Genomic DNA, 23,746 nt, shown 5'->3' on the forward strand with positions numbered 1-23,746 from the left:
AAAACATGATAGAGATATCAATGCAGCAAAAAATATATTGGAAGAAGGATTAAGACAAGTAGTATAATAAAAATGATAGGGCAGGGACTGCCCGAATTAACGCCTGTGGAGATAGTAGGTTGCGAGGTCAGCGAAGCAGGAAGCCCATAGGCTTTAGACTATGGGTAGTTCACGAAAGTGAGTGAGCGGATATGAGATTCATATGTATTTTTTGTGTGGCACTTATAATGTCAGGATGTAGAAGTATTGTATATGAAAAAGAGGTGCAAAATTATGATGTGTTGGAGACAAGCGATATTTCAACAGATAATTTTGAATGCACATTAAAGCCGGATGATTTTGATTTTCCGGTTCCGGAAATTTCATGTGAAATTATAAACAGTACAAAAGATAAGATTAATTTAATAACAACAGACAGCGAAAACCTTGAGAAATATTATAAAGAATTAAAAGAAGGCAATTGGCAGGTATTAAGATCGTCAACATCGGATTCTCCTGTTTCTATTTATTTTAACGGAATTGACGGTCTTGTAATAACAGACAGTAAAATAGATGATGTGGGGAACCGGGAAGTTGTTATTGATTATTATAACGGAAAAAAAGATAATTCATCTGAATATATCAAAAAATATGAAAATATTATAAGAGAGTATTTATCAGATGATGTAATATATGCTGTTTCTGAATATGATATTTATGAGGCCACTAAAAAATTAGGTTTACGAGGTTTTTATGTTTATACAGATAAAATTCACCCTAAAAAGCTTATAATTGATAAATACGAAAATATTATATTAGTCAATTATGATCAATTTGTAGTCTCTGATATAGATTCTGACGGGGAAGACGAATTAATCACACGCCTGGGATATGGTTTTGGTCGCTATATCATAACATTGTCCGCTTTTAAGTATAATTCGAAAGAAATGGTGATTTTATGCAAAACACAATATGAACAGACAGGTTCACTTGATATGTTTATAAGGCAGAACAATGGTAATGTGGAAGTGATTGCAGGGCAACAGAAAAACGGAGAAATTGTTGTATCGGAGTCTTATGGAAATTTGGAAATTAATAACGGTGTTTTGAGACCAAGGAAAAAAGATATTCCATTTAAGGTACTGAAATAAAAGATACTGAAATAAAAATGATATTTTGCCAAAGTAAGAGTAATAACGGTTAAAATATTTGTTATGTACTAAAAATCATTGTTTTATAACAGTACGGATTTATAATAGACCAGGAGGGTTTTATGGAAAAGAAGGGCTGGGTAAAGGATAAAGGAAAATGGTATTACTATGATACGAACGGTTCTATGAAAAAGGGCTGGGTAAAGGATAAGGAAAAGTGGTATTACTTGCTTGATAATGGTGAGATGGTTGCAAACAGATGGTTGCAGGATCCTAAAAGTTTTAAATGGTATTTTTTTAGAAGTAATGGAGAGATGCTTGTTTCAGATTGGGCACAGGACAGTGTGGGGAAATGGTATTATCTTAGAAGTAATGGAGAGATGGCTGTATCGCAGATGAGAAAGGGAAGGGACGGAAATAACTACTATCTGGGTTCTGATGGTGCTATGGCTACAAGGGGTGAAATAAAGTGGGACGGAAATTGGTATTATGTAAAAAGAAGCGGAGTCTGCGGAATAATTAAAAACATAGTGACAAAAAGAAACTTACTTGATTTGGGTTGGAGGGAAAAGCTTCTTACTGATAATATGTTGCTTAAACTAAATGCAGCTCTGTCGGAGTATGGTATTACAGATAAAAACAGTCTGAGACATTTTCTTGCACAATGCTGTGTGGAGAGCGGATGCGGAGAGATATTACTTGAAAGGCACAGTTCTAAATTCCCTTCACCTCAGGAGTATTTTCGCAACAGAGATTTTAAAGAGTACAATAATGTGCCGGGAAGTCCTGCGATGGAGGGTGACGGTGCAAAATACCGTGGAGCAGGTTATATACAGATAACATGGAAGGATGCCTACTATAAATTTGCAAAATATGTAGGTGATGATGAAATATTAAACAGGGGATGTGAATATGTAGCCGCAAACTATGCATGGGAGTCTGCCGGATGGTTTTGGAGTGTATTTAAAAAGCTGAACTCCCTGATAGAAAATGAACCGGATATAACAGTGGATAGAGTTACAAAGATAGTTAATGGAGGATATACGGCACTGGAGAAAAGAATAGAAGCTTATAACAGATCCTGTGATGTAATTTGATATACACCACTTTACAACTTTATAAATAATGTGCATGCTTAAAAACCGCCTCTTTTAAGGCATTTTTTACCGATGATAATTTTATTCCGGTTTCGATATTTTGCATGAAAATGGCAAAAAATACCTGTTGACGTATGCCTTCATTTAATACAAAACGGAAATCCTGCACGCTTTTATCCCTGTAATTATAAAATCTTTTATCTTGATATGGCAATAGCCTCATCACACAATAGGCAACATTAATCAGATTAACCATCATCTCAATACCTTTGTAGCTCCGCACCATATAGTTGCATAGTGACCGGAAAGTTTTCTGTTCATAGTAGCTGATTTCTATATTCCGGCGGAATGAGTACAGAAATAATGGGATATATTTCATTCTGGCACTTCCGGTATGATTTAAAGGCGATGACTCCTGCCATGCACAGAAAATCTGCAGTTTTTCAGGAGATATCGTGCTGAAAAGCAGGCGTTTGGTTCCACCGGTTAAGGCATTTGACGAAATGCTATATTTTCTGTATAATACTCTTCGTCTTTATATGACAGTGATTTTAAGGGGGTGGCATAAGCTGCCCTTTTCTTTATGTTTTATGAAAAGGAGGGATATTTATTAAAAGGATAGGAAAATTAGGAATAATATTTGTACTGTTGTTTACAATACTGGTTGCAACAGGGTGTTCAAAGGAAGTGGAAAACAACAATATTCATCTGGCAACAGGTGGAACAGGCGGAACATACTTTGCCTATGGCAATGCACTGAAGAATGTAGCAAAGCAGGAAAGCGATATGGATATAAGCATCCAGATTAGTGCAGGTTCGGCAGCCAATATCAGACTTATTGAAAATAATATAGTAGATATGGCAATTGTACAAAATGATACACTTACAGATGCCGTTGGCGGTAAGGGAGAGTTTGAAGGCAATCCGGTAAAGAAGACCAAGGCGGTGGCAGGACTTTATACTGAGAACTATCAGATAGTAGTTAATAAAAAACTACAGATAAAGTCTGTTGAGGATCTTAAAGGGCTTAGAGTGTCGGTAGGTGAAGAGGGTTCAGGTGTATTAAAAAATGCAAAAAATATATTGAAAGCTTATGGACTTACTGTCAATGATATCGATGTAAGATATCTGTCATTTGACGATGCCGCAACAGCTTTAAAAAACGGTGAGATAGACGCATTCTTTGTAACAGCGGCTACACCGACAAAGGCTGTTTCAGAGCTTGCAGATGCCAATGTGCCTATTGATATACTCTCACTGGATGACAGAGCTGTGAGATTCTTGGAAAACAGCTATGACGGATACAGTGTAACAACAATAAAAGCCGGAACTTATAAGGGTATCAACAAGGATATTACAACTGTAGGTGTAATGGCGGTACTTGTAGCAAATGAAAATGTCAGTGCAAGTCATATTGATACAATCTTAAATTTATTAAAGAAACATCATGAAAGTTTTAGTAAGATTTCAGGTAATACCTTAAATATGTTTGATGAAAACACATTGGACAGTATTGATGCACCTTTCCACAAAGCGGCGGCCAAGTGGTACGGTGACAACGGTATAACAGGGGTAAAGCCTGAAATTAAGGCTGAGACTTCTGCGGGAAAGACTTTAAATCTTGATATGTATCAGACAGTGGCGGTAGCCGTACTTGCACTTTTTATAGGTGTAATGCTGAAAGAAAAAATAAAATTCTTAACAACATTTTGTATTCCGGCTCCGGTGGTGGGCGGAATGATATTTGCCATAATATTCTGTATACTGTATGCGTTCGGTATTTTGGAGATAAATTTTGATGAGACATTAAGGAATGTCTGTATGGTAATGTTCTTTACCTCTGTAGGCTTTCAGGCAAATATGAAAGTGCTTAAGAGCGGTGGAAAGGGGACATTTATTTTCCTGATTTTAGTACTTTTGCTTATAATATTACAGAATACTCTGGCGGTAGGACTTTCAAAAGCAATCGGTATAAATCCGCTTATAGGTATGTGTACAGGTTCAATACCTATGATTGGCGGACATGGTACGGCAGGAGCATTCGGACCTTTGCTTGAGGATATGAATGTAGACGGTGCGACCACACTTGCTACAGCGGCGGCTACATTCGGACTTGTGGCAGGTTCACTGATGGGAGGACCGCTTGCAAACAGTCTGATAAAAAAGAAGAATCTTACAGATACCGCAGTATATGAGGATGACAGTATGCTTGTAGAAGAGGAGATAAAACATAGGAGAGAGGTTTCTATGTATGCTCCGGCGGTATATCAGCTTACACTTGCAATGGGTATAGGAACGGTTATATCCTTTGTGCTTTCAAAATCAGGCATGACCTTCCCTGTATATATCGGTTCTATGATAGTGGCAGCCATAATGAGAAATATAAGTGAGTATACTGATAAGTTCAGGATACATATGGGTGAGATAAATGACCTTGGAAGTATATGTTTGTCATTATTCCTTGGTGTAGCAATGATTACGCTTAAACTTTGGCAGTTGGCGGCACTTGCATTGCCGCTGTTTATCTTATTGGCAGGACAGACGGTACTTATGTTTGTGTTTGCAAGATTTGTGGTTTTTAAGTTTATGGGCAGTGACTATGATGCTGCGGTGCTTGCAGCGGGAACATGCGGTTTCGGTATGGGTGCAACTCCGAATGCAATGGCAAATATGCAGGCGGTGACAGAGAAGTACTTGCCTTCAGTAAAGGCATTTCTACTTGTACCGATAGTCGGAAGTATGTTTGCAGACTTTTTAAACAGTCTTACAATTACATTCTTTATAAATTTCTTAGGCTAAAAAGAGGCTCTCCGATGGGGAGCCTTTATTATTTTAGTATAAATTAGTTAAGATTTCAGTTGAATTTTTTGTGTTAAACTATTATAGTTGATTTAACACTGTGGTAAAAATCTATTTAAAACTTAAGGGGGTTAAATATTGAAAGGGAGAGTAACAATACCTACGGATGTAGACATAATTGAAGAGACAAAGAAGATCATGAAGCTTTGGGGAGCTGATGCCGTCAGAGACTGTGACGGTACAGATATGCCGAAAGAAATAGAAGAGCTTGATGCGAAAATTTATGCCACATACTATACAACCAGAAAAGATAACGAATGGGCGAAGAAAAATCCTGATGAAGTTCAGCAGATGTATGTGATGACCGACTTTCATATGGCGGATGACAGCGTTCTCAGAATTAATCTGATGGAAGGTTTACATAAGGACTTGCTGAAAGTAAATGACCATGATGATATAAAGAGATGGTGGGAGGTTATGGACAGGACTCTTGGCAGGTCGCTTGGGAGTAAGGAATGGCATTATGAAGACGGTGAAGTGGTAATCAAATCAAAGAAATATCATGAATATACAGTAAGCTTTTTGGCATATATCATATGGGATCCTGTACATATGTACAATGCAATAACCAATGGTTGGAAAGATTTTGAAAAACAGATAACTTTTGATGTACGTCAACCCAAGACCCGTGAATATTCAATGAAACGACTGAGAAAGTTCTTGGAAAATCATCCGAAAGTGGATGTAATCAGATTTACAACATTTTTTCATCAGTTCACACTGATATTTGATGAGCTTGCAAGACAAAAGTATGTGGATTGGTATGGATATTCCGCATCTGTAAGCCCATATATATTGGAGCAATTTGAAAAAGAAGCAGGATACAGATTCAGGCCTGAATATATAATAGATCAAGGTTATATGAATAATACCTACAGAGTGCCAAGTAAGGAATACTTTGATTTTATAGACTTCCAAAGAAGAGAAGTGACAAAGCTTGCAAAAGAGATGGCGGATATAGTACATGAGTACGGTAAGGAAGCCATGATGTTTTTGGGCGATCATTGGATCGGCATTGAGCCTTATATGGATGATTTTAAAAGTATCGGCTTGGATGCCGTGGTCGGAAGTGTCGGCAACGGTCAGACGCTTAGACTCATCAGTGATATTAAGGGAGTAAAGTATACAGAGGGCAGACTTTTGCCTTACTTTTTCCCTGATACTTTCCATCCGGGCGGTGACCCTGTAAAAGAGGCTATGAAAAACTGGATAACGGCCAGAAGGGCAATACTTAGAGCACCTGTGGACAGGATTGGCTATGGAGGCTATTTGAAGTTGACTTTGGATTTTCCGGATTTTATTGATTATACAAAGTCGGTATGTGAGGAGTTTAGAGAATTATATAAAAATATCAAAGGATGCAAGGCATACTCTATTAAAAAAGTTGCAATTTTAAGCAGTTGGGGAAGATATAAGGCATGGGGCAATCATATGGTACATCATGCCATATATCACAAGGAAAATGAAGCATATGCAGGTGTAATAGAGTCGCTAAGCGGTGCGCCTTTTGATGTAAGTTTTATAAGCTTTGACGATATAATAGAAAATAATGATATACTCAAAAATTTTGATGTGATTATAAATATAGGTGATGCTCAAACAGGACAATGTGGTGGAAGATACTGGAAGGATGAGCTGATTTTATCCACAATCAGAGAATTTATCTGTAATGGAGGGGGCTTTATAGGAATCGGAGAACCGAGCGGATATCCTTATCAGGGAAGGATTTTACAGCTTGCCGCTCAACTTGGTGTAGAGCTTGAAAACGGATTTACACTGGGCAGGGGTAAGTACAATACTGAGGTAAAATCACATTTTATAACAGAGGGTATAGACGGTGATATAGATTTTGGAGACAGAGAACATCAGATTTATGCACTTGAAGGAACCGATATTTTGGCAAAGAAGGGTAAGTTTGTAGAGCTTTCCGCAAAAGAATGTGAAAGCGGCAGATGTGTATATATAAGCGGTCTGCCATACAGTCTTAAAAATACCGGATTGTTATACAGAGCAATACTTTGGGCTTCACATGGTGAAGAGGATATTTACAAGTGGTTTAGCAGTAATGAAAATGTAGAAGTAAATGCTTACCTTGAGAATAATAAGTTCTGTGCGGTAAACAATACATATAGTGAACAGGAGAGTGTTATATATAGGGGAGATAAAAGCAGCTTTCATATTAAATTGGCTCCAAATGAGATAAAATGGTTTGAGATAGAGGAAAAATAATTATGGCTTTAGCAGAAGTTCTTAAGCAGTACAGCAGTATCGGTAACTTAAAAGGAGATTGTGAATATGGTAACGGTCATATAAATGATACCTATCTGCTTGAATATGACAACAACAGAGAGGTTATTTTGCAAAGGATAAACAGGTCAATCTTTAAAGAACCGGAAAAACTTATGGAAAATATATATCTTGTGACTTCGTTTTTAAAAGATAAGATAATAAAAAGAGGTGGAGATTATACCCGTGAGACTCTAAATCTTATAGATACAAATGACGGAAATTACTTTTATAAGGATAGTGACGGTGATATTTGGAGAGCTTATGACTTTATAAAGGATACGGTATGTTATGAGAAAGTGGAGTCGGCAAATGAGTTTTATGAGTCGGGTTTTGCCTTCGGTAACTTTCAAAATATGTTATCCGACTTTCCGGTTGAGAAACTGAGTGAGGTTATAAAGGATTTTCATAATACACAAAAAAGATATGAAACTTTTATAAACGGGGTATGTGAAGACCCGCTTGGCAGAGCATGCGATGTACAAAAAGAGATAGAATTTTTCAAAGAGAGAGAAGAGTATACTCGGATATTTAATAAAGCTATAGAAAACAAAGAAATCTCTCTGCGAGTGACACATAATGATACCAAACTCAACAATATCCTGTTTGATAAGCATACCAAAAAGGCGCTATGTGTAATAGATTTGGATACTATAATGCCCGGAGTTGCTGATTTTGACTTTGGAGATGCCATCAGGTTCGGGGCAAATAAAGGACTTGAAGATGAGCGGGATTTATCAAAGGTAGGCCTTGATATTGAACTTTTTAAGGCTTTTAGTGAGGGGTTTTTGAAGGCCTGCGGCAACAGCTTAAATAAAAGAGAGATAGAACTTTTGCCTATGGCGGCTGTTGTGATGACTTATGAATGCGGTATCAGATTTTTGGGAGACTATATAGCGGGAGATAAGTATTTTAAGATTTCAAGGGAGAATCATAACCTTGACAGGGCAAGGACTCAAATGAAGTTGATTTCAGATATGGAGTCAAATATGGATAAGATGAAAAAGGTTGTAGAAAAATATATTTAGTAATTCTAATAAATCTATAGCGAAACGGGATTAAAGATGTCGGATAAAAAAATTTATTTATGCGGTTTTATGGCAAGCGGAAAGACCACTGTAGGAAAGGCATTGTCAAAAAAATTAAATATTGATTATGTTGATACCGATGAGCTTCTGGTAGAGACTTACGGCCTTGGCATTCCTGCCATATTTGAAAAATACGGTGAAGATTATTTTAGAGACCTTGAATATGATATTGCTAAAAAGACTGCTGATATGAAAGGCGGAGTGGTATCAACCGGTGGAGGAATGCTTACTTTTGACAGAAATGGTGAGGTTCTACAAAAGAGCGGTATTATCATATGTCTTGTAAGAGATTTTGACAGCATATATCGGGAGATAAAGTCGGATAAAAACAGACCTCTTGCACAGACAAAGACAAAGGATGAGTTGAGGGAGATGTATGAGAGCAGAATCTTGAAGTATCAAAAGTATGCAGACTATATTGTAGGTAATGACGGCAGTGTAGATGACTGTGTAAAAAAAATAATGTCCATTATTGACGAGAGTTAAAATCCAGTATATACTATTACGAAAGTATGTTCGAATACTTTAAACAGTGATGGAGATTTTAATGGAAACTAAATATATAAAGATAAGAGGTGCCAATGAGCACAATTTAAAAAATATATCAGTGGATATACCAAGAGGAGAATTGGTGGTTTTGACAGGGCTTTCCGGATCGGGAAAGTCCTCTTTGGCGTTCGATACCATATATGCCGAGGGACAAAGAAGATATATGGAGTCAATGTCCTCATATGCGAGGATGTTTTTAGGTCAGATGGAAAAACCGGATGTGGAGAGCATAGAGGGACTTTCACCTGCGATTTCAATAGACCAAAAGTCCACAAACAGAAACCCGAGGTCTACTGTAGGAACAGTTACTGAGATATATGATTATCTTAGACTGCTATATGCAAGGATTGGAATACCGCATTGCCCAAGTTGCGGCAAGGAGATATACAAACAGAGTATTGACCAGATGGTGGACAGAGTACTTACTCTGCCTGAAAAGACAAAGTTTATGATACTTGCACCGGTAGTAAGGGGCAAAAAGGGCAGACATGAAAAGGTGCTTGAAAGTGCGAAAAAATCAGGCTATGTTCGTGCATTGATTGACGGAAATATGTATGAACTGAGTGAGGAGATTAACTTAGAAAAAAACATCAAACACAGTATTGATATTGTAATAGACAGACTTTCAGTAAAGGAGAATATAGAAAAGAGACTTACGGATTCGCTTGAGGCTGCATTAAACCTTGGCGGAGGCTATGCCACCGTTGATGTAATAGGCGCGGAACCTATTAAGTTTTCACAGAATTTTGCATGTCCTGACTGTGGAATCTCTATTGATGAGGTGGAGCCAAGGACTTTTTCATTTAACAATCCTTTCGGAGCCTGTCCTGACTGTGCAGGCCTTGGTTATACTATGGAATTTGATGAAGACCTTATGATTCCCGACAAGTCGCTTTCTATCAATCAAGGAGCGATAGTAGTACTTGGATGGCAAAGCAGCAATGACAAGAAAAGCTTCAGTAATGCGATGCTTAGGGCTTTGGCAGAGAAGTTTAAGTTCAGTCTTGATACACCTTTTGAAGATTATCCTAAAGAGATACATGATATTCTGATTTACGGTACTAGTGAGCAGGTGGATGTAGCCTATACAGGTCAAAGAGGAAGCGGAGTATATCCGGTAATCTTTGAAGGACTGATAAAGAATATGGAAAAGCGTTACAGGGAGACATATTCTCAGAGTGCAAAGGAAGAGTATGAACAGTATATGAGAATTGCTCCATGTAAAAGCTGTGGCGGTAAGAGACTAAAAAAGGAAGCGCTTGCAGTGACTGTGGGAGATAAGAATATATATGATGCTACAGATGAGTCCATAACGGAGTTTAGAAGCTTTATAGACGGTTTAAAACTTACAAAGATGCAGGAAGCTATAGGCTCGCTTATTTTAAAGGAGATCAGAGCAAGAGTTACCTTTCTTATAGATGTCGGACTTGATTACTTAAGTCTTACAAGAGCAACCGGTACTCTTAGCGGCGGTGAAGCACAAAGAATAAGACTTGCTACCCAGATAGGTTCAGGGCTTGTAGGAGTGGCGTATATACTGGATGAGCCGAGTATAGGACTCCATCAAAGGGATAATGATAAGCTGCTTGCCACTTTGAAACATCTGAGAGATTTGGGAAATTCGGTACTGGTGGTGGAGCATGATGAGGACACTATGATGGAAGCTGACTATATCGTAGATATCGGACCGGGAGCGGGCAGTCATGGCGGTGAGGTCGTTGCAACAGGCAGTGCCAAAGAGATTATGGCAAATCCTAATTCCGTTACAGGTAAGTATCTTTCAGGTGAGATAAAGATACCTGTGCCGAAGAGCAGAAGAACTCCTACAGGCTGGCTTAGAGTAAAGGGAGCGGCACAAAATAACCTTAAGAATATAAATGTAAAGATACCTACAGGAGTGATGACCTGTGTTACAGGTGTATCGGGCTCGGGTAAGTCATCACTTGTAAATGAGATAGTTTATAAGGCACTGGCAAAGAAACTGAACCGTGCCCATACAATTCCCGGTAAATATAAGTCCATAGAGGGGGTGGAACAGCTTGACAAGGTCATTGCTATTGACCAGTCACCGATAGGCAGAACTCCAAGATCAAATCCTGCCACATATACAGGTGTTTTTGATATGATCAGAGACCTGTTTGCAGCTACTCAGGATGCAAAGATGAGAGGTTATAAAAAGGGAAGATTCAGCTTTAATGTAAAGGGCGGAAGATGTGAGAGCTGTTCAGGTGACGGTATTATAAAGATTGAGATGCACTTTTTGCCTGATGTATATGTACCATGTGAGGTGTGTGGAGGAAAGAGATATAACAGAGAGACTTTGGAAGTAAAGTATAAGGGAAAGTCTATATATGATGTACTTGATATGACTGTTGAGGAGGCTTTAACCTTCTTTGAGAATGTGCCTACCATATCAAGAAAGATACAGACTTTATATGATGTAGGACTTTCATATATCAAGCTTGGACAGCCGTCTACAGAGCTGAGCGGTGGAGAAGCACAAAGAATAAAGCTTGCAACCGAACTTTCAAAGAGAGCTACAGGAAAGACCATTTATATCTTGGATGAGCCTACTACAGGTCTCCATTTTGCAGATGTACATAAGCTTGTGGAGATACTTAGAAGACTCTCAGACAGCGGAAATACAGTACTTGTAATAGAGCATAATCTGGATGTTATAAAATGTGCAGACTACATAATAGATATAGGACCTGAAGGCGGTGCCGGCGGCGGTGAAGTGGTAGCCACAGGTACACCTGAGGAGATAGCAAATATAGAAAAATCATATACAGGTAAGTATGTAAAAAAATATCTGTAGCAACAACTTAAAACACAGCCGTGAGCCGGCTGTGTTTTAAGTTATATAATACGAATTCAGATATCCAAAGCCGCCACCAATGTATAATCACTTGGATTTTTAAAATCATCTTTAATATTTGAAACATCAAGACTCCAGTTTCCGATTCCTGAATATTTTGATGACAGTATTATATAGAAGTTAAACATTGCAGCACCAAGGCCTAATAAATTGTCATTCTTTATAACTATTTCATCAAACCTGTTAAATAAATATATGTGGGTTCCGTTTATTACAAAACGATAATTTTGATGGTTTAAAAAGCTTGGTGAAAGACTGGCGGCATATACAGCATCAGCAATAACCGGATCCGAGCATTCATCATCAAAATTATAGGGGGTGTTAAAGTCGCTATCAAAAGCCAATGCTGTAGCTGCAATCTTTGGAGCTATATGTCCTGCTCTATTGCTTACACCTACATTTGAAGGTGAATGAATATCAAGTTTTGTAGTTTCCCTTTCTTTCTTACCGTATCCGAAAGCAATTACGCCGGCAACAGTCAGGTCGGATTCGATAAGCAAAACCTTCTTTATCATATCACTGTTATCACTTGTTAAAAAACAGGAGGACAGCCCCATCTCTTCAAGCTTTAAAATAAGATTTTCTGCCATAAAACCTGCATTTACAAGATAATTATCTTTCTCTTCAGATAGAATAACAAGATAAGCCGGAGCATTAAAGGCATTTCCACGATATCCGGCAACACCGAAAAGTCTGTTTGCAGTATCATCATCATTTGCAATAAGTATCTGTGCATTGACATCAAAAAGCTTCGGTACAGAGTTAAAAAAGCTGATTAACTCATCTGTTTTGTTTTGTTCAACTTTTTTCTTATAAAAATCTCTGATAGAGTTTCTGCTTTCAATAAGTTCTAAATAATTCATACATTTATCCCTCCATAGTACAAATTTCTAAAAATAAACTATATATATTATATGAAATAAAACCGGATTGGTCAAACTCTTATATATTCATATTTACAAAATATAGTTTTATCTGTACAGAAATTTTGTTTCCCAACTTCTTAACCAAGTGTACAATAAAATAGAAATACTACTGAAAAATATATATAGGTATATAATTGAATGAAAATATTTACAGTAAAAATATTGATTAAACAAAAGAACATGTTATAATACAAATGTCTCTTGGTGAGGCTGTCAGTTCCAAATACTGCAACAGTTTGTGTTGACTTTTGGAAGTTGGGGTCGATAGAAGAGCTTGCATAGTGGATTTTGATTTGTAAGGTTTTACAGAAAGGAAGATTTTATGAAACAGGAATTACTGGCAAAGATGAATGCTTATTTAGCCAATCAGGAGATCATGTATATTAAGTTACATAATATGCATTGGAATTTGAAGGGAAACGGATTTTTTACCCTTCATGCAAAATTAGAGGAATATTATGATCAGACAGCCGATATTATTGATGAGGTAGCTGAGAGAATACTTGCAATGGGTGAGTTGCCTGTTGCAAACCTTAAGGAAGCATTGGAGATTACTAAGGTTAAGGAGCTTCCGGACGGTGCTATTGATATAGCTGAAGCAGTTCGTATCCTTACTATTGATGTTGAGTACTGGATACATGACTCAAAGGAGATTGTAGAGCTGGCTGATAAAGAAGGCGATGTGGTTACCGCAGATATCTTCACAGGCTATTTGAAAGAATATGAAAAGACCCTGTGGATGTTAAAAGCATTCGCACAAAATTAAACACTGATTAAATGCTCAAAGCACAGCCGTTAAAGCGGCTGTGTTTTTTTAGCATAATGAAGAATTTTCAACATTGATAGGAATATATCATATTATTCGGTTTAAATAAATTTATTTGTATGAATTGCATTTGCCACATATTGTGTTATAATAAGTTTACAATATTATTAAGTGGAATATGGCATAAATATTAAAAGAAATGTACAAAGAGTTTATGCCGATATGTCTTGAGAAGGAGGTTTTGTTATGACAGGTTTACCACTTATATTCGTGTTTATTTTAGCAGTTATCATTATGATAGTTGCCATCTCAAAGCTGGGTATACATCCGTTTATATCCATTATGTGTATCTCACTTATTTTGGGGCTGGTGGCAGGTATTCCGTTGGTGGACAAGACTCTGGAAGACGGAACAAAGATACAAGGTCTGGCAAGTGTTATCGGAGCGGGATTTGCAGGTACATTCTCAAGTATCGGTATAGTTATTATACTTGGTGCATTGATTGGAACAATCTTGGAAAAGACCGGTGCGGCATTTAAACTGGCGGATATGGTTATCAAACTTGTGGGGAAAAGCAACCCTGTTCTGGCAGTGGAACTTATGGGTTGGATAGTTTCAATTCCGGTATTCTGTGATTCGGGATTTGTTATTTTGAATCCTATCAGAAAAGCATTGGTAAAGAGGACGGCAGAGTCGTCTGTAGCTATGACTGTAGGGCTTTCAGCAGGACTGTATATATCACATGTGTTTATACCTCCTACACCCGGACCTATTGCGGCGGCTTCAACACTTGGAATAGGAGATAATCTGTTGCTTGTTATGGGAATGGGTGCGGTATGTTCAGTATTTCCGCTGATTGCAGGATTTTTCTATGCCAAGTATATCGGTAAGAAAGTAAAAGCGGATGATGAAGCCGATTCAGATGAGATTACAAAGACATACGAAGAAATTGTTGCAGAGTATGGTAAGTTGCCCGGCGGATTGATGTCTTTGGCACCTATTATAGTGCCTGTACTGCTGATGGCTGTTGCATCCATAGTTTCAATGATGAAGATTAGCGGCACCGGAGCGGATATTTTAAAATTTATAGGAACACCTATTATCGCACTTGCAGTAGGTACTGTTTTTGGTGTACTTCAACTATATTGCACAGGTAAGATGAATGAATTCTATAATATAACCAATGAGACATTAAAAACTGTCGGTCCGATACTGTTTGTAACGGCAGCAGGCGGTGTGTTGGGAAAGGTTATAGCTTCATCCGATATGGTAAACTTTATAAAAGATCATGCAGAGGTTTTAAGTACAATGGGTATGTTGTTCCCGTTTTTACTTTCTGCAATTTTAAAGAGTGCACAGGGCTCATCTACAGTAGCACTTACAACCACAGCCGGAATTGTTGCACCGCTGCTTCCGGCACTTGGATTTGCAAGTCCTATGAGTGCTACACTTGTAACAATGGCTATAGGTGCAGGTGCTATGACAGTTTCACATGCCAATGACTCATACTTCTGGGTTGTTACAAACTTCGGTGCCATGTCACCTGAAAAAGGGTACAAGACACAGACTATGTGTACACTGTTTTTAGGTATAGCGGGAATCATTGAGATAATGATTCTGAGTCTTTTCCTACATTGATATAAATTGATATAAATTAACAGACAAAATATTTAAGGCACAGATTTTATAAATTTAATTTTTTGTAAGGTCTGTGCCTTATTTTAATTGCTGACAGTATTTTGTATATATGGTATATTTATAGTATTAAATAATAATTTAGAAGATAAGTTTTATAGACTTTTGTATAGACTAAGGAAAGAAAATGGAATTGCTGGAACAGTGTAAAGAGTGGAATGATAATGAAGAATATAAAAAGGTAGTGGATGCACTTGAGATTCTGCCTGAGAATGCAAGAACTCCTGAGATGGACTCAGAGCTTGCAAGGGCATACAATAATCTGGGTGAGCCGGGTGATTATAAGATGTTTGGACAGGCACTGAGATTATTGTTGCCATATGAGGAGTATTTTAGAGGTAATCACAGGTATTACTTCAGAGTGGCATATTCATACTTTTACCTTGATGAGCATGGACTTGCTTTGCATTACTTTAAGCAGGCACTGGATGCCAGACCCGGAGATGAAGACACAATTGATATGATGAATGAATGTGTGAACCGGCTGACAGATGGAGTTGTAGAGGTATCCATGTCACAGAAACTGGATTTCTTTTGGGAAGATACACAAGAAGAGATAAGAAAATATGATAAAAACAGCAAGGACTACCATGAAAAGGTGGCCGATATAACAGCTGACGGTATAAGGGATATATTTCAAAAGATAAATGTAAATATTTTATCGGACGGCAGGATACTTGAACTTGAAGCAGGTGATGATAAGTCAAATGTATTTATGCTTGAGTATATTAAGGACACCGTTCCTGATACTCTAAGAAAACTGTTTGATATAAAAGTCGGAATATCACCAAAAGAAAATATCAAAGATATAATGATATATGAGGATGAGGAATATGATATAAGTGAACTTAGATTCTTTGTCAGTGATGACAGGCAGATAATTATATATGCTGATGAGTTTGATATTCCGTTAGAGGTTATTGAACAGCTTTTTATAGATATCTTTGGTGAGATAGATTTGATGGCAAATGATTTTGAGTTTGATATTGCGGATGAAGATGATTTTAATGCTCCGACTGAGGATACATGTAAGATAGTACTTGACTATAATGAAAAGGAAGATTTCTTAAAAGAATGTGTGGATTATAACGGTCTTAGAGACAGGGCGAAAAGTAAGGGATTCAGACTTGGAACAAGTGCCAAAGAGTATCTGAAGATGTATTCCGGTTATCAACTACAGTCTATAGAGGAAGATATCAGAGAGGATATATATATAGGCACTACATGTTTGCCTTCTCTTATAAGTGAATATATATCAAGCGGACCGTTTGATATAATGCCTATAATGGATGAACTGTATAGAAATGGCGTTATGGCCGGTTTTTTTTGTTTCAGTATAGAAGGAGGGGAGCTGACAAATTCTTCATTAGAGTATGAGTTTGAAATTATGAATATTAGAAATCAGCTTATGGAATATATTTTAAATGAGCTTGATAAACTTGGTAAGACTAAAGATATAGCCTTCTTAGAGGGTGCTACAGGTAAGATATGCGGATATCTTGATTTTTTGATATTTGGAAGCTTTATGGATATTATGAATGCGGCATGTGAGTTCTTTGAAGAGAAAAATATAAAGCTTGCAGGTTATAAGACATTTAGAAAAATATCAAAATTAGTGACATTTAAGGAGGAATAATGTTTAACTTATTTAAGAAAAAGCAAAATGAGGTGGAACTGCCAAAAGTTGCACCGATGGAATTGTGGGAAGAACGTTCATATATGCATGTGCTGTCTGACAGTGTAGATACTGAAGACATTACAGATGCCAAAGAGAGAATAAAAGCGATAGATGAAGTTAACCTTATAGAATTCAATCAAAAAGACGATAAGTCAGGCAATATTATACTTGAATATAAAGGAGAAGAGTATGGTATAGGCTTTTATTTTGGGGATTTTGTATTTGACAGTTTGTACTCATTGCAAAAGCAAAAGATTCATGATGAAGACTTTAAAAAAATTGAGAAAAAGACCAAATCATTTATTATATATATGAAGTTCAATAAAAATTACTTTGACTCATATCATCTGCAATTAAAACTGATAACCGCATTTTTCCCTGATACATTGGCAGTAATAGATGAAAGTGCAGAGAAACTTTTAAGCGGAAGATGGGTGAAGTTGGCGGCCGATTCAAGAGTTGCTCCAAGTGCAGACAGTATATTTACCGTACAGGCGGTATATGATGATAAGACTAAAAAAGTTTGGTTTCATACACATGGAATATGCAGGACAGGGTTCTCAGAGTTTGAACTTTTAGATATCAGTCAGGACAATGCAAATGATCTGTATTACCTGATAAATACTGTAGCCAACAGAGTTTTGTATCAAAATGAAGCTATTGATGACTATATGTTTTTAGGTGAGTTTGTAGACGGAAATATGATTGTAGCCACCACTCTTCCTTGGAATGAAGCTGTCTGCAAATATCCTAAGGATATACTTGGCGGAGCGGCCGATAGAGAATGCAGTCACAACACAAACAGCAGAGTGATTTTCTTATACTTGACTGAAGATGATGCCAATAATAAGAGATATACAAAGCCGTCTGAAGTAGAGGAGAGACTTATAAACAATCCGCTTTATTATTATTCAAATGAGCAGACGGAGAATATGAAGTTCATGGCAAGGGATAGGTTTGGGCTGTTAAAAGAGGCTGTTTCAAATAATCATGATTATACAGCTTTAATAAAAATAGGTCTTCCTACAACTGACGAGGAAGGAAATATAGACTATGAAAATCTTGAACATATATGGTTTGAGTTAAAGGAATTTAACGAAGACGGGTTTAGAGCCGTACTGACACAGAACCCATATAGAGTACCGTCTATGAAAGAGGGAGATGAGGGTGAATATACTATATGTGATGTAACGGATTGGATAGTATATACTGATGATATGAGGATTGAACCGAATACAGCTTATTTATTATAAGGGGATTATTTACTATAAAGAGCTTATTTATAAAGGAGAGAATATGTTTTTTACAAATATCAAGTTAGCTAAGAAGTACAATTATTTGGATGAGAAATTTTTGAAAGCCTATGACTGGTTGGAAAGTCATGATTTGAAGTCATTGCCTGTAGGAAAGTATGAGATAGCAGGCAGTGATGTGGTTGCAAATGTACAGGAATATACCACATTGAAGGTGGAAGAAAAAAAGTTTGAGGCACATGATAAATTCTTTGATATTCAATACATGGTAGAAGGTGTGGAATTTTTTGGTATCTGTGACAGAGAGGGGCTTAAGGTAAAAGAGACAAAACCTGAAAATGATGTGCTTTTCTTTAAAACACCGGATATCTACGGCCATGTGATATTACATCCGGGTGAGTTTATAGTGGTGGCACCGGAGGATGCGCATATGCCCGGATGTTGTGTGGATAAACCTGAATATGCAAAAAAGGCAGTTGTAAAAGTAAGAGTATGATAAAAAAGGGTTTCTTAATAGGACTGTTACTTTTCGGTATTTTTTTCGGAGCAGGGAATTTGATTTTCCCTGCTGAACTTGGATTTAGGGCAGGAAAATATTTTTCTTATGCTATGTCAGGTTTTGTATTATCAGGAGTCGGAATAGCTATAATCACACTGATAGCGGGTACTATGGTAAGAGGCGGGTATAAGAGAGAACTTAGTATAAAGGTGGATACAAACTTTGCAATAGGATATCTTACAGTACTTTATCTTGCTATCGGTCCTTTCTTTGCAATACCCAGGACTGCAAGTACTTCATTTTCTATAGGCATTGCTCCGGTTACCGGAAATGGGAGAATGCCTTTATTTGTATTCAGTATAATATATTTTCTTTTTGCATATCTTATAGCTATAAATCCTTCAAAACTTATGGACAGAGTGGGCAAGGTGCTTACTCCTATATTTGCGCTGCTTATAGTCATACTTATAATTGTAGGAAATCTTAATTTTCATGCTGTAAACGAGGGTGAGATGACGGGAAGTCTTGTAGCTTTAAAGACGGGATTTTTTGACGGATACAATACTTTGGATGCACTTGCTTCCGTAAGTTTTTGTTTGATTGCAACTTCCGGTATAAAGAACTTCGGATTTTCCTCAAAAAAAGAGTATAAAGGAATAATGGCGATTGTAGGCATTGTAACAACTATATTTTTTAGCGGTTTATATATCGGACTCGGTGCTTTGGGAAATAAGTTTGATATTTCAAAGGAAGTTTTATCAGATCCTAATACCAATATAGGTACATATATATTGTCTATGAGTTCTTATAAACTTTTTGGAAGATTTGGACAGATCTTTCTTGGAACAATGACCATCCTTACCTGTTTTACCACTACTGTAGGCCTTATTGCAGTAACTTCAGAGTTTTTTACCGACATATTTAAAATGTTCGGCTACAGAACTTATGTAAATATTTTTACACTGACAGGCTTTGCTATGTCAAACTTCGGACTTAATACTATTATCAAGATTTCTGTTCCGATACTTAAAATTTTATACCCTGTTACAATAGTTATTGTATTGACAGTTATATTGAATAAATTTATAAGTCTGTCCAAGACAGGTATGAAGTTTACAATTATTTTGACAGCTGTAATCTCTGCAATAGATGTAATAGGAAATATATCAGATATAAAATTGATAAAAATATTTATGTCACTGTTTATAGGCGGAAGAGCGGGATTTGTCTGGATAAATATTGTTGTTTTTGGAATATTGCTTTCACTTGTTTTAAAAGACAAAGTAAGGGGAGAAGGTTTTGAGATTTAAAATCTCAAAACCTTAAGGGATGTAGCTTCATGTGATGCAAGGCTGTAGGCACAGTTTTTGTCCATTGACTCCATTCTGACCCATTCAAGTGCATGCATAGAGGCTTCTTTGTCTACACTTACGGCAGGCGGTGTAAGCTCTTTCCAAGCCTGTTCGCCATAGCCTGCATCTGCATAAAGTAAAGTGAACTTATTATTATCAGATGTTATCTTTACTCCGAACATACCGGCAGAATGTCCATACAGTTTAATAAGTTTGATAGAGCCGTCTTTCAGTAAGTCAAGAGATTTTTCAAAGGGGCCTTCTTTACCGTTCCAATCAAATATAGAAATATTTGCATTCTTCCACCAGTTTCTTGAATATCTGAGAGGATTTTTTATTGCCGCCTTTGCCTCATCTCTTGAAACCAAAATCTTGGTATCAGGTAAGAGATCTGCAACTCCGCTTACATTTTCAAAATCAAGATGAGTAAGAAGCACACAGTCAATGTCTCTTGGAGAAAGATTGAGAGCTTCAAGTCTTGAAATCAGTGAAGAGTCCTTTTGCAGATGAAAATGTGTGGAAGCAAATGTAAGAGGCGCCTTGACGGCACTTAGCTGTTTATTAAAGCTTAGCGGGGAATCCGACTCAAGTTCCTTTTTGATACCGGTGTCTACCAGTATATTTTTCTTTCCTGTTTGGATAAGGAATGATAATACAGGAACGCTTATTCTATCAATATCCTTTAAAAATAATCCGTATGTTTGCGGATTGAATTTATTATTGCCGCTATATGCAAGAGACGGTGCCACCTTAACCTCTCCTGTTTGTAATATATATATTTTCATAAATAACCATACCTTACTGTATTTTAGTTGTTTTAAACCATATTATACAAAATATAATACACTTGGTCAAACTTAATATAATCTTTCGTTGCGAAGAATTATGCCGTTTCGTATAATGATAAGAATGTGAGGTGAAAAGATGACAAATAAAGAAAACGGGAGTCTGTTAAAGAAGCTGCTTTGGTGGATTCCTATAATTATTTTGGGATTAATGTTTGCTTTGGGTGCTTGCACAAGGCGGGAAAATAAAATTATTCCTGATAAAAATACCGGTCAGGCAGAAAGCACTCAGAGCAAGAGTATTGCTAAGGAAAGCGGTACAAAACAAAGTGTAGAGATAAAAGAGACACAAGGTCAAAAAAAGCATAAACAAAAAAATAATAAATCAAAAAAACGTAAGAATAAAAAGCAAATACAGGAGTCGGTAAGTGAATCATCTGATGAAACAAGCAGTCAGGAAATTGAAAGCACAAAAGATTCCACTGTAGAGACCGGTGAAAACGGAAGTATAAATGTAGAAGAAAACGGTAACTATACTTCCAAGGATGATGTTGCATTGTATATTCATACTTACGGTAAACTGCCGCTGAACTATATTACAAAGGCTAAAGCACAGGAAATGGGATGGGATCCGGAAAAGGGAAACCTTTCAGATGTACTTCCCGGAATGAGTATAGGCGGCAGTGCTTTCGGAAATTATGAGGGAAATTTGCCGAGGGCAACCGGAAGAAGATATTTTGAATGTGATATTGATTATGAAGGCGGATATAGAGGTGCTAAAAGACTGATATATTCAAATGACGGTCTGGTTTTTTATACGGAAGATCATTACAAGACATTTGAACAATTGTATTAGGGAAAAATAAATGAATAATATTACTTTAAAATTGGATAAGTTTAATACAAAAAAAGAATTACACGGTTATTTAAAAAAGAAATTGAAGTTTCCGGATTACTATGGAGAAAATCTGGATGCTTTGTTTGACTGTTTGACTGACATAAGTACCGACACAGCTGTTGATATAAGATATGATGCGGAAAATGAATTTCAAAAAACAGTGCTTAAAGTGTTTAGCGATGCAGTGTCACAAAATACACATCTGGCTATAATAAAAACAAAGGTAAATAAAAAGAAGCCTGAGTAATATATTTAGAATGGAGATTAGATGGAGTCAAAGTGGATGCTATATACAAAACGGGCTGATTTTGAAAGAATATCAGCCCGTTTTCATATTTCACCTGTATTAGCAAGAATAATGGTAAATAGAGATATAAAGGAAGAAGACTTTTCTCTATATCTTAACAATGATTTGAATTTGATGCATGATGCAAAAGACTTGTACGGTGTGGAAGATGCCTATAAGGAAATCATGAGTGAGGTAAAAAAGGGGAAAAAGATAAGAGTTGTGGGAGATTATGATATAGACGGAGTCTGTTCATCATATATCTTAATGAAGTCTTTAAAGCACTTCGGTGCAAATGTGGATGTAAGGATACCGGATAGGATAAAGGACGGCTATGGCATCAATGACAATATTATAAATGAAGCGGCAAATGATAAAGTCTCTATGATTATCACATGTGACAACGGTATTGCTGCTCATAAACAGATGGAACTTGCAAATAATTTCGGAATAAAAGTTATTATCACAGACCATCATGAGGTGTATCAGGAAGACGGAAAAGATTATCTGCCGGTAGCCGATGTGGTAATCAATCCGAAGAGGAGTGATTGTACATATCCTTTCAAAACCATCTGTGGTGCATTGGTAGCTTATAAACTTGTGGAATATATTTATAAAAGACTTTATGACGGAAAACTGTATGAAGACAGCGAACTTGGCGACCTTTTGGAAGTGGCGGCTATTGCAACTATAGGTGATGTTATGCCGCTTGTAGATGAGAACAGAATAATTGTAAAAAACGGTCTGAAAAGTTTGATGAATACAAAAAACCCGGGGCTTAAAGCACTTATAAAGGCTACCGGCATGGAAGGAAAAAAAATCAGTGCTTACAGCGTCGGTTTTGTAATCGGGCCTTGCCTGAATGCAGGTGGCAGACTTGAAAATGCTCTTGTGGCGTTAAATATGTTTATGTCAAAAAACAGTGATGAGGCAAATGAATATGCTTCTCATCTAAAAGAGCTTAATGATGAGAGAAAGGATCTCACAGCCGGAAATGTAAAAATCGCCATAGAGTCGGCAAAAAGTGAGTATATCAATGATGATATATTGGTAATATATCTTAAAAATTGTCATGAGTCAATTGCGGGAATCATAGCGGGAAGGGTTAGAGAAGCACTTGGAAAACCTACTATTATACTTACAGATGCCTTTGGTGAAGAAGGTATGATAAAAGGCTCAGGAAGGTCAATAGAAAGCTACAACATGTTTGAGGCACTGTATGAAGTCAAGGATATATTTGAAAAATTCGGCGGACATCATATGGCGGCGGGTATGAGTCTGAAAAAGGACAGATTGGATGAGTTTAGAAAAAAATTAAATAAAAACTCAAAGCTTACAAAAGAGGACTTCATACAGAAGATATGGATTGATATTGCACTACCGTTTTCATATCTCAGTATTGATTTTGTAAGAGAACTTGAAAAGCTGGAGCCATACGGAAATAAGAATGATAAGCCGAAGTTTGCAAGGAAGGATATAAAGATCCTGTCAAAGAATATACTCGGAAAGAGCAAAAATGTTGTAAAGATGGTACTTGAAGATGTGGACGGCACAAGAATGGACGGAATATACTTTGGAGACGGTGAAGCCTTCTTTGAAGAACTTAAAGGTAAGAAGGAAATAGATATTATATATTATCCTGATATCAATGAATATGGCGGCAGGGAAAGCCTGCAAGTAATTATAACCGGTTATAAGATAAAAATATATAGCAAATAGAG

The 23,746-nt window shown here is 36.9% G+C and carries 19 protein-coding genes; 16 read left to right on the forward strand and 3 right to left on the reverse strand.

The features are described from left to right. Positions 1–215 precede the first annotated feature (215 nt). Both HMPREF0381_RS04940 and HMPREF0381_RS04945 read left to right on the forward strand, forming a co-directional pair. Positions 216–1,130, forward strand: coding sequence for a hypothetical protein (locus tag HMPREF0381_RS04940; RefSeq protein ID WP_242824390.1), 915 nt, complete (start codon positions 216–218; stop codon positions 1,128–1,130). Between the two features lie 122 nt (positions 1,131–1,252). After that, positions 1,253–2,227, forward strand: a complete 975-nt coding sequence (locus tag HMPREF0381_RS04945; protein ID WP_008750802.1) for a choline-binding protein A — start codon at positions 1,253–1,255, stop codon at positions 2,225–2,227. A 19-nt stretch (positions 2,228–2,246) separates the two neighbouring features. On the opposite strand, the gene HMPREF0381_RS16060 is transcribed toward HMPREF0381_RS04945, so the two are convergent. Then, a complete protein-coding gene (locus HMPREF0381_RS16060) occupies positions 2,247–2,483 on the reverse strand; it encodes a hypothetical protein (RefSeq protein ID WP_242824391.1) in 237 nt (78 codons plus the stop codon). Between the two features lie 392 nt (positions 2,484–2,875). Here HMPREF0381_RS16060 and gltS point away from each other — a divergent pair, with 392 nt between their 5' ends. The 5 genes from gltS to uvrA all read left to right on the forward strand — a co-directional run bounded on the left by gltS (position 2,876) and on the right by uvrA (position 11,827). Then, a complete protein-coding gene (gene gltS / locus HMPREF0381_RS14505) occupies positions 2,876–5,026 on the forward strand; it encodes a sodium/glutamate symporter (RefSeq protein ID WP_081457396.1) in 2,151 nt (716 codons plus the stop codon). Positions 5,027–5,164: 138 nt separating this feature from the next. Then, on the forward strand, positions 5,165–7,315 hold the full coding sequence (gene gnpA / locus HMPREF0381_RS04960; RefSeq protein ID WP_008750806.1) for a 1,3-beta-galactosyl-N-acetylhexosamine phosphorylase: 2,151 nt from the start codon (positions 5,165–5,167) through the stop codon (positions 7,313–7,315). A gap of 2 nt (positions 7,316–7,317) precedes the next feature. Next, a complete protein-coding gene (locus tag HMPREF0381_RS04965) occupies positions 7,318–8,400 on the forward strand; it encodes a phosphotransferase enzyme family protein (protein WP_008750807.1) in 1,083 nt (360 codons plus the stop codon). Between the two features lie 36 nt (positions 8,401–8,436). Next, positions 8,437–8,946: a shikimate kinase gene (locus HMPREF0381_RS04970; RefSeq protein ID WP_008750808.1), complete on the forward strand. Its 510-nt coding sequence runs from the start codon at positions 8,437–8,439 to the stop codon at positions 8,944–8,946. A gap of 61 nt (positions 8,947–9,007) precedes the next feature. Continuing rightward, positions 9,008–11,827, forward strand: coding sequence for an excinuclease ABC subunit UvrA (gene uvrA / locus HMPREF0381_RS04975; RefSeq protein ID WP_040461163.1), 2,820 nt, complete (start codon positions 9,008–9,010; stop codon positions 11,825–11,827). 56 nt (positions 11,828–11,883) lie between these two features. Here uvrA and HMPREF0381_RS04980 read toward each other — a convergent pair whose 3' ends face one another. Further along, entirely contained in the window at positions 11,884–12,750 is an 867-nt protein-coding gene (locus HMPREF0381_RS04980) for a nitroreductase family protein (RefSeq protein ID WP_008750810.1), read from the reverse strand. 385 nt (positions 12,751–13,135) lie between these two features. On the opposite strand from HMPREF0381_RS04980, the gene HMPREF0381_RS04985 reads away from it, so the two are divergent. The 6 genes from HMPREF0381_RS04985 to brnQ all read left to right on the forward strand — a co-directional run bounded on the left by HMPREF0381_RS04985 (position 13,136) and on the right by brnQ (position 20,014). Next, positions 13,136–13,579, forward strand: coding sequence for a Dps family protein (locus HMPREF0381_RS04985; RefSeq protein WP_008750811.1), 444 nt, complete (start codon positions 13,136–13,138; stop codon positions 13,577–13,579). Between the two features lie 246 nt (positions 13,580–13,825). Continuing rightward, positions 13,826–15,217 carry a GntP family permease gene (locus tag HMPREF0381_RS04990; protein ID WP_008750812.1) on the forward strand — a complete coding sequence of 464 codons (1,392 nt, stop codon included), beginning with the start codon at positions 13,826–13,828 and terminating at the stop codon, positions 15,215–15,217. A gap of 184 nt (positions 15,218–15,401) precedes the next feature. Next, complete coding sequence (locus HMPREF0381_RS04995) at positions 15,402–16,910, forward strand: tetratricopeptide repeat protein (protein WP_008750814.1); 1,509 nt, start codon at positions 15,402–15,404, stop codon at positions 16,908–16,910. Continuing rightward, positions 16,910–18,205 carry a DUF4026 domain-containing protein gene (locus tag HMPREF0381_RS05000; RefSeq protein WP_008750815.1) on the forward strand — a complete coding sequence of 432 codons (1,296 nt, stop codon included), beginning with the start codon at positions 16,910–16,912 and terminating at the stop codon, positions 18,203–18,205. The genes HMPREF0381_RS04995 and HMPREF0381_RS05000 overlap by 1 nt, the downstream gene beginning before the upstream one ends. A 43-nt stretch (positions 18,206–18,248) precedes the next feature. Continuing rightward, a complete protein-coding gene (locus HMPREF0381_RS05005; protein ID WP_040461164.1) occupies positions 18,249–18,701 on the forward strand; it encodes a YhcH/YjgK/YiaL family protein in 453 nt (150 codons plus the stop codon). Then, positions 18,698–20,014 (forward strand): branched-chain amino acid transport system II carrier protein, encoded by a 1,317-nt coding sequence (gene brnQ, locus HMPREF0381_RS05010; RefSeq protein ID WP_008750817.1) that lies wholly within the window; start codon positions 18,698–18,700, stop codon positions 20,012–20,014. Before HMPREF0381_RS05005 ends, brnQ begins: the two co-directional genes overlap by 4 nt. On the opposite strand, the gene HMPREF0381_RS05015 is transcribed toward brnQ, so the two are convergent. Further along, positions 20,011–20,841, reverse strand: coding sequence for an MBL fold metallo-hydrolase (locus tag HMPREF0381_RS05015; RefSeq protein ID WP_008750818.1), 831 nt, complete (start codon positions 20,839–20,841; stop codon positions 20,011–20,013). The genes brnQ and HMPREF0381_RS05015 overlap by 4 nt on opposite strands. A gap of 139 nt (positions 20,842–20,980) precedes the next feature. On the opposite strand from HMPREF0381_RS05015, the gene HMPREF0381_RS05020 reads away from it, so the two are divergent. The 3 genes from HMPREF0381_RS05020 to recJ are packed head-to-tail and all read left to right on the forward strand — an operon-like array spanning position 20,981 to position 23,744. Next, a complete protein-coding gene (locus HMPREF0381_RS05020; protein WP_008750819.1) occupies positions 20,981–21,697 on the forward strand; it encodes a ribonuclease domain-containing protein in 717 nt (238 codons plus the stop codon). A gap of 10 nt (positions 21,698–21,707) precedes the next feature. After that, positions 21,708–21,986, forward strand: a complete 279-nt coding sequence (locus HMPREF0381_RS05025) for a barstar family protein (protein WP_008750820.1) — start codon at positions 21,708–21,710, stop codon at positions 21,984–21,986. A gap of 21 nt (positions 21,987–22,007) precedes the next feature. Further along, positions 22,008–23,744 (forward strand): single-stranded-DNA-specific exonuclease RecJ, encoded by a 1,737-nt coding sequence (gene recJ / locus HMPREF0381_RS05030; RefSeq protein WP_008750821.1) that lies wholly within the window; start codon positions 22,008–22,010, stop codon positions 23,742–23,744. The last annotated feature ends 2 nt before the right edge of the window (positions 23,745–23,746 follow it).

Source organism: Lachnoanaerobaculum saburreum DSM 3986 (genome assembly GCF_000185385.1).
Lineage (GTDB): Bacteria > Bacillota > Clostridia > Lachnospirales > Lachnospiraceae > Lachnoanaerobaculum > Lachnoanaerobaculum saburreum.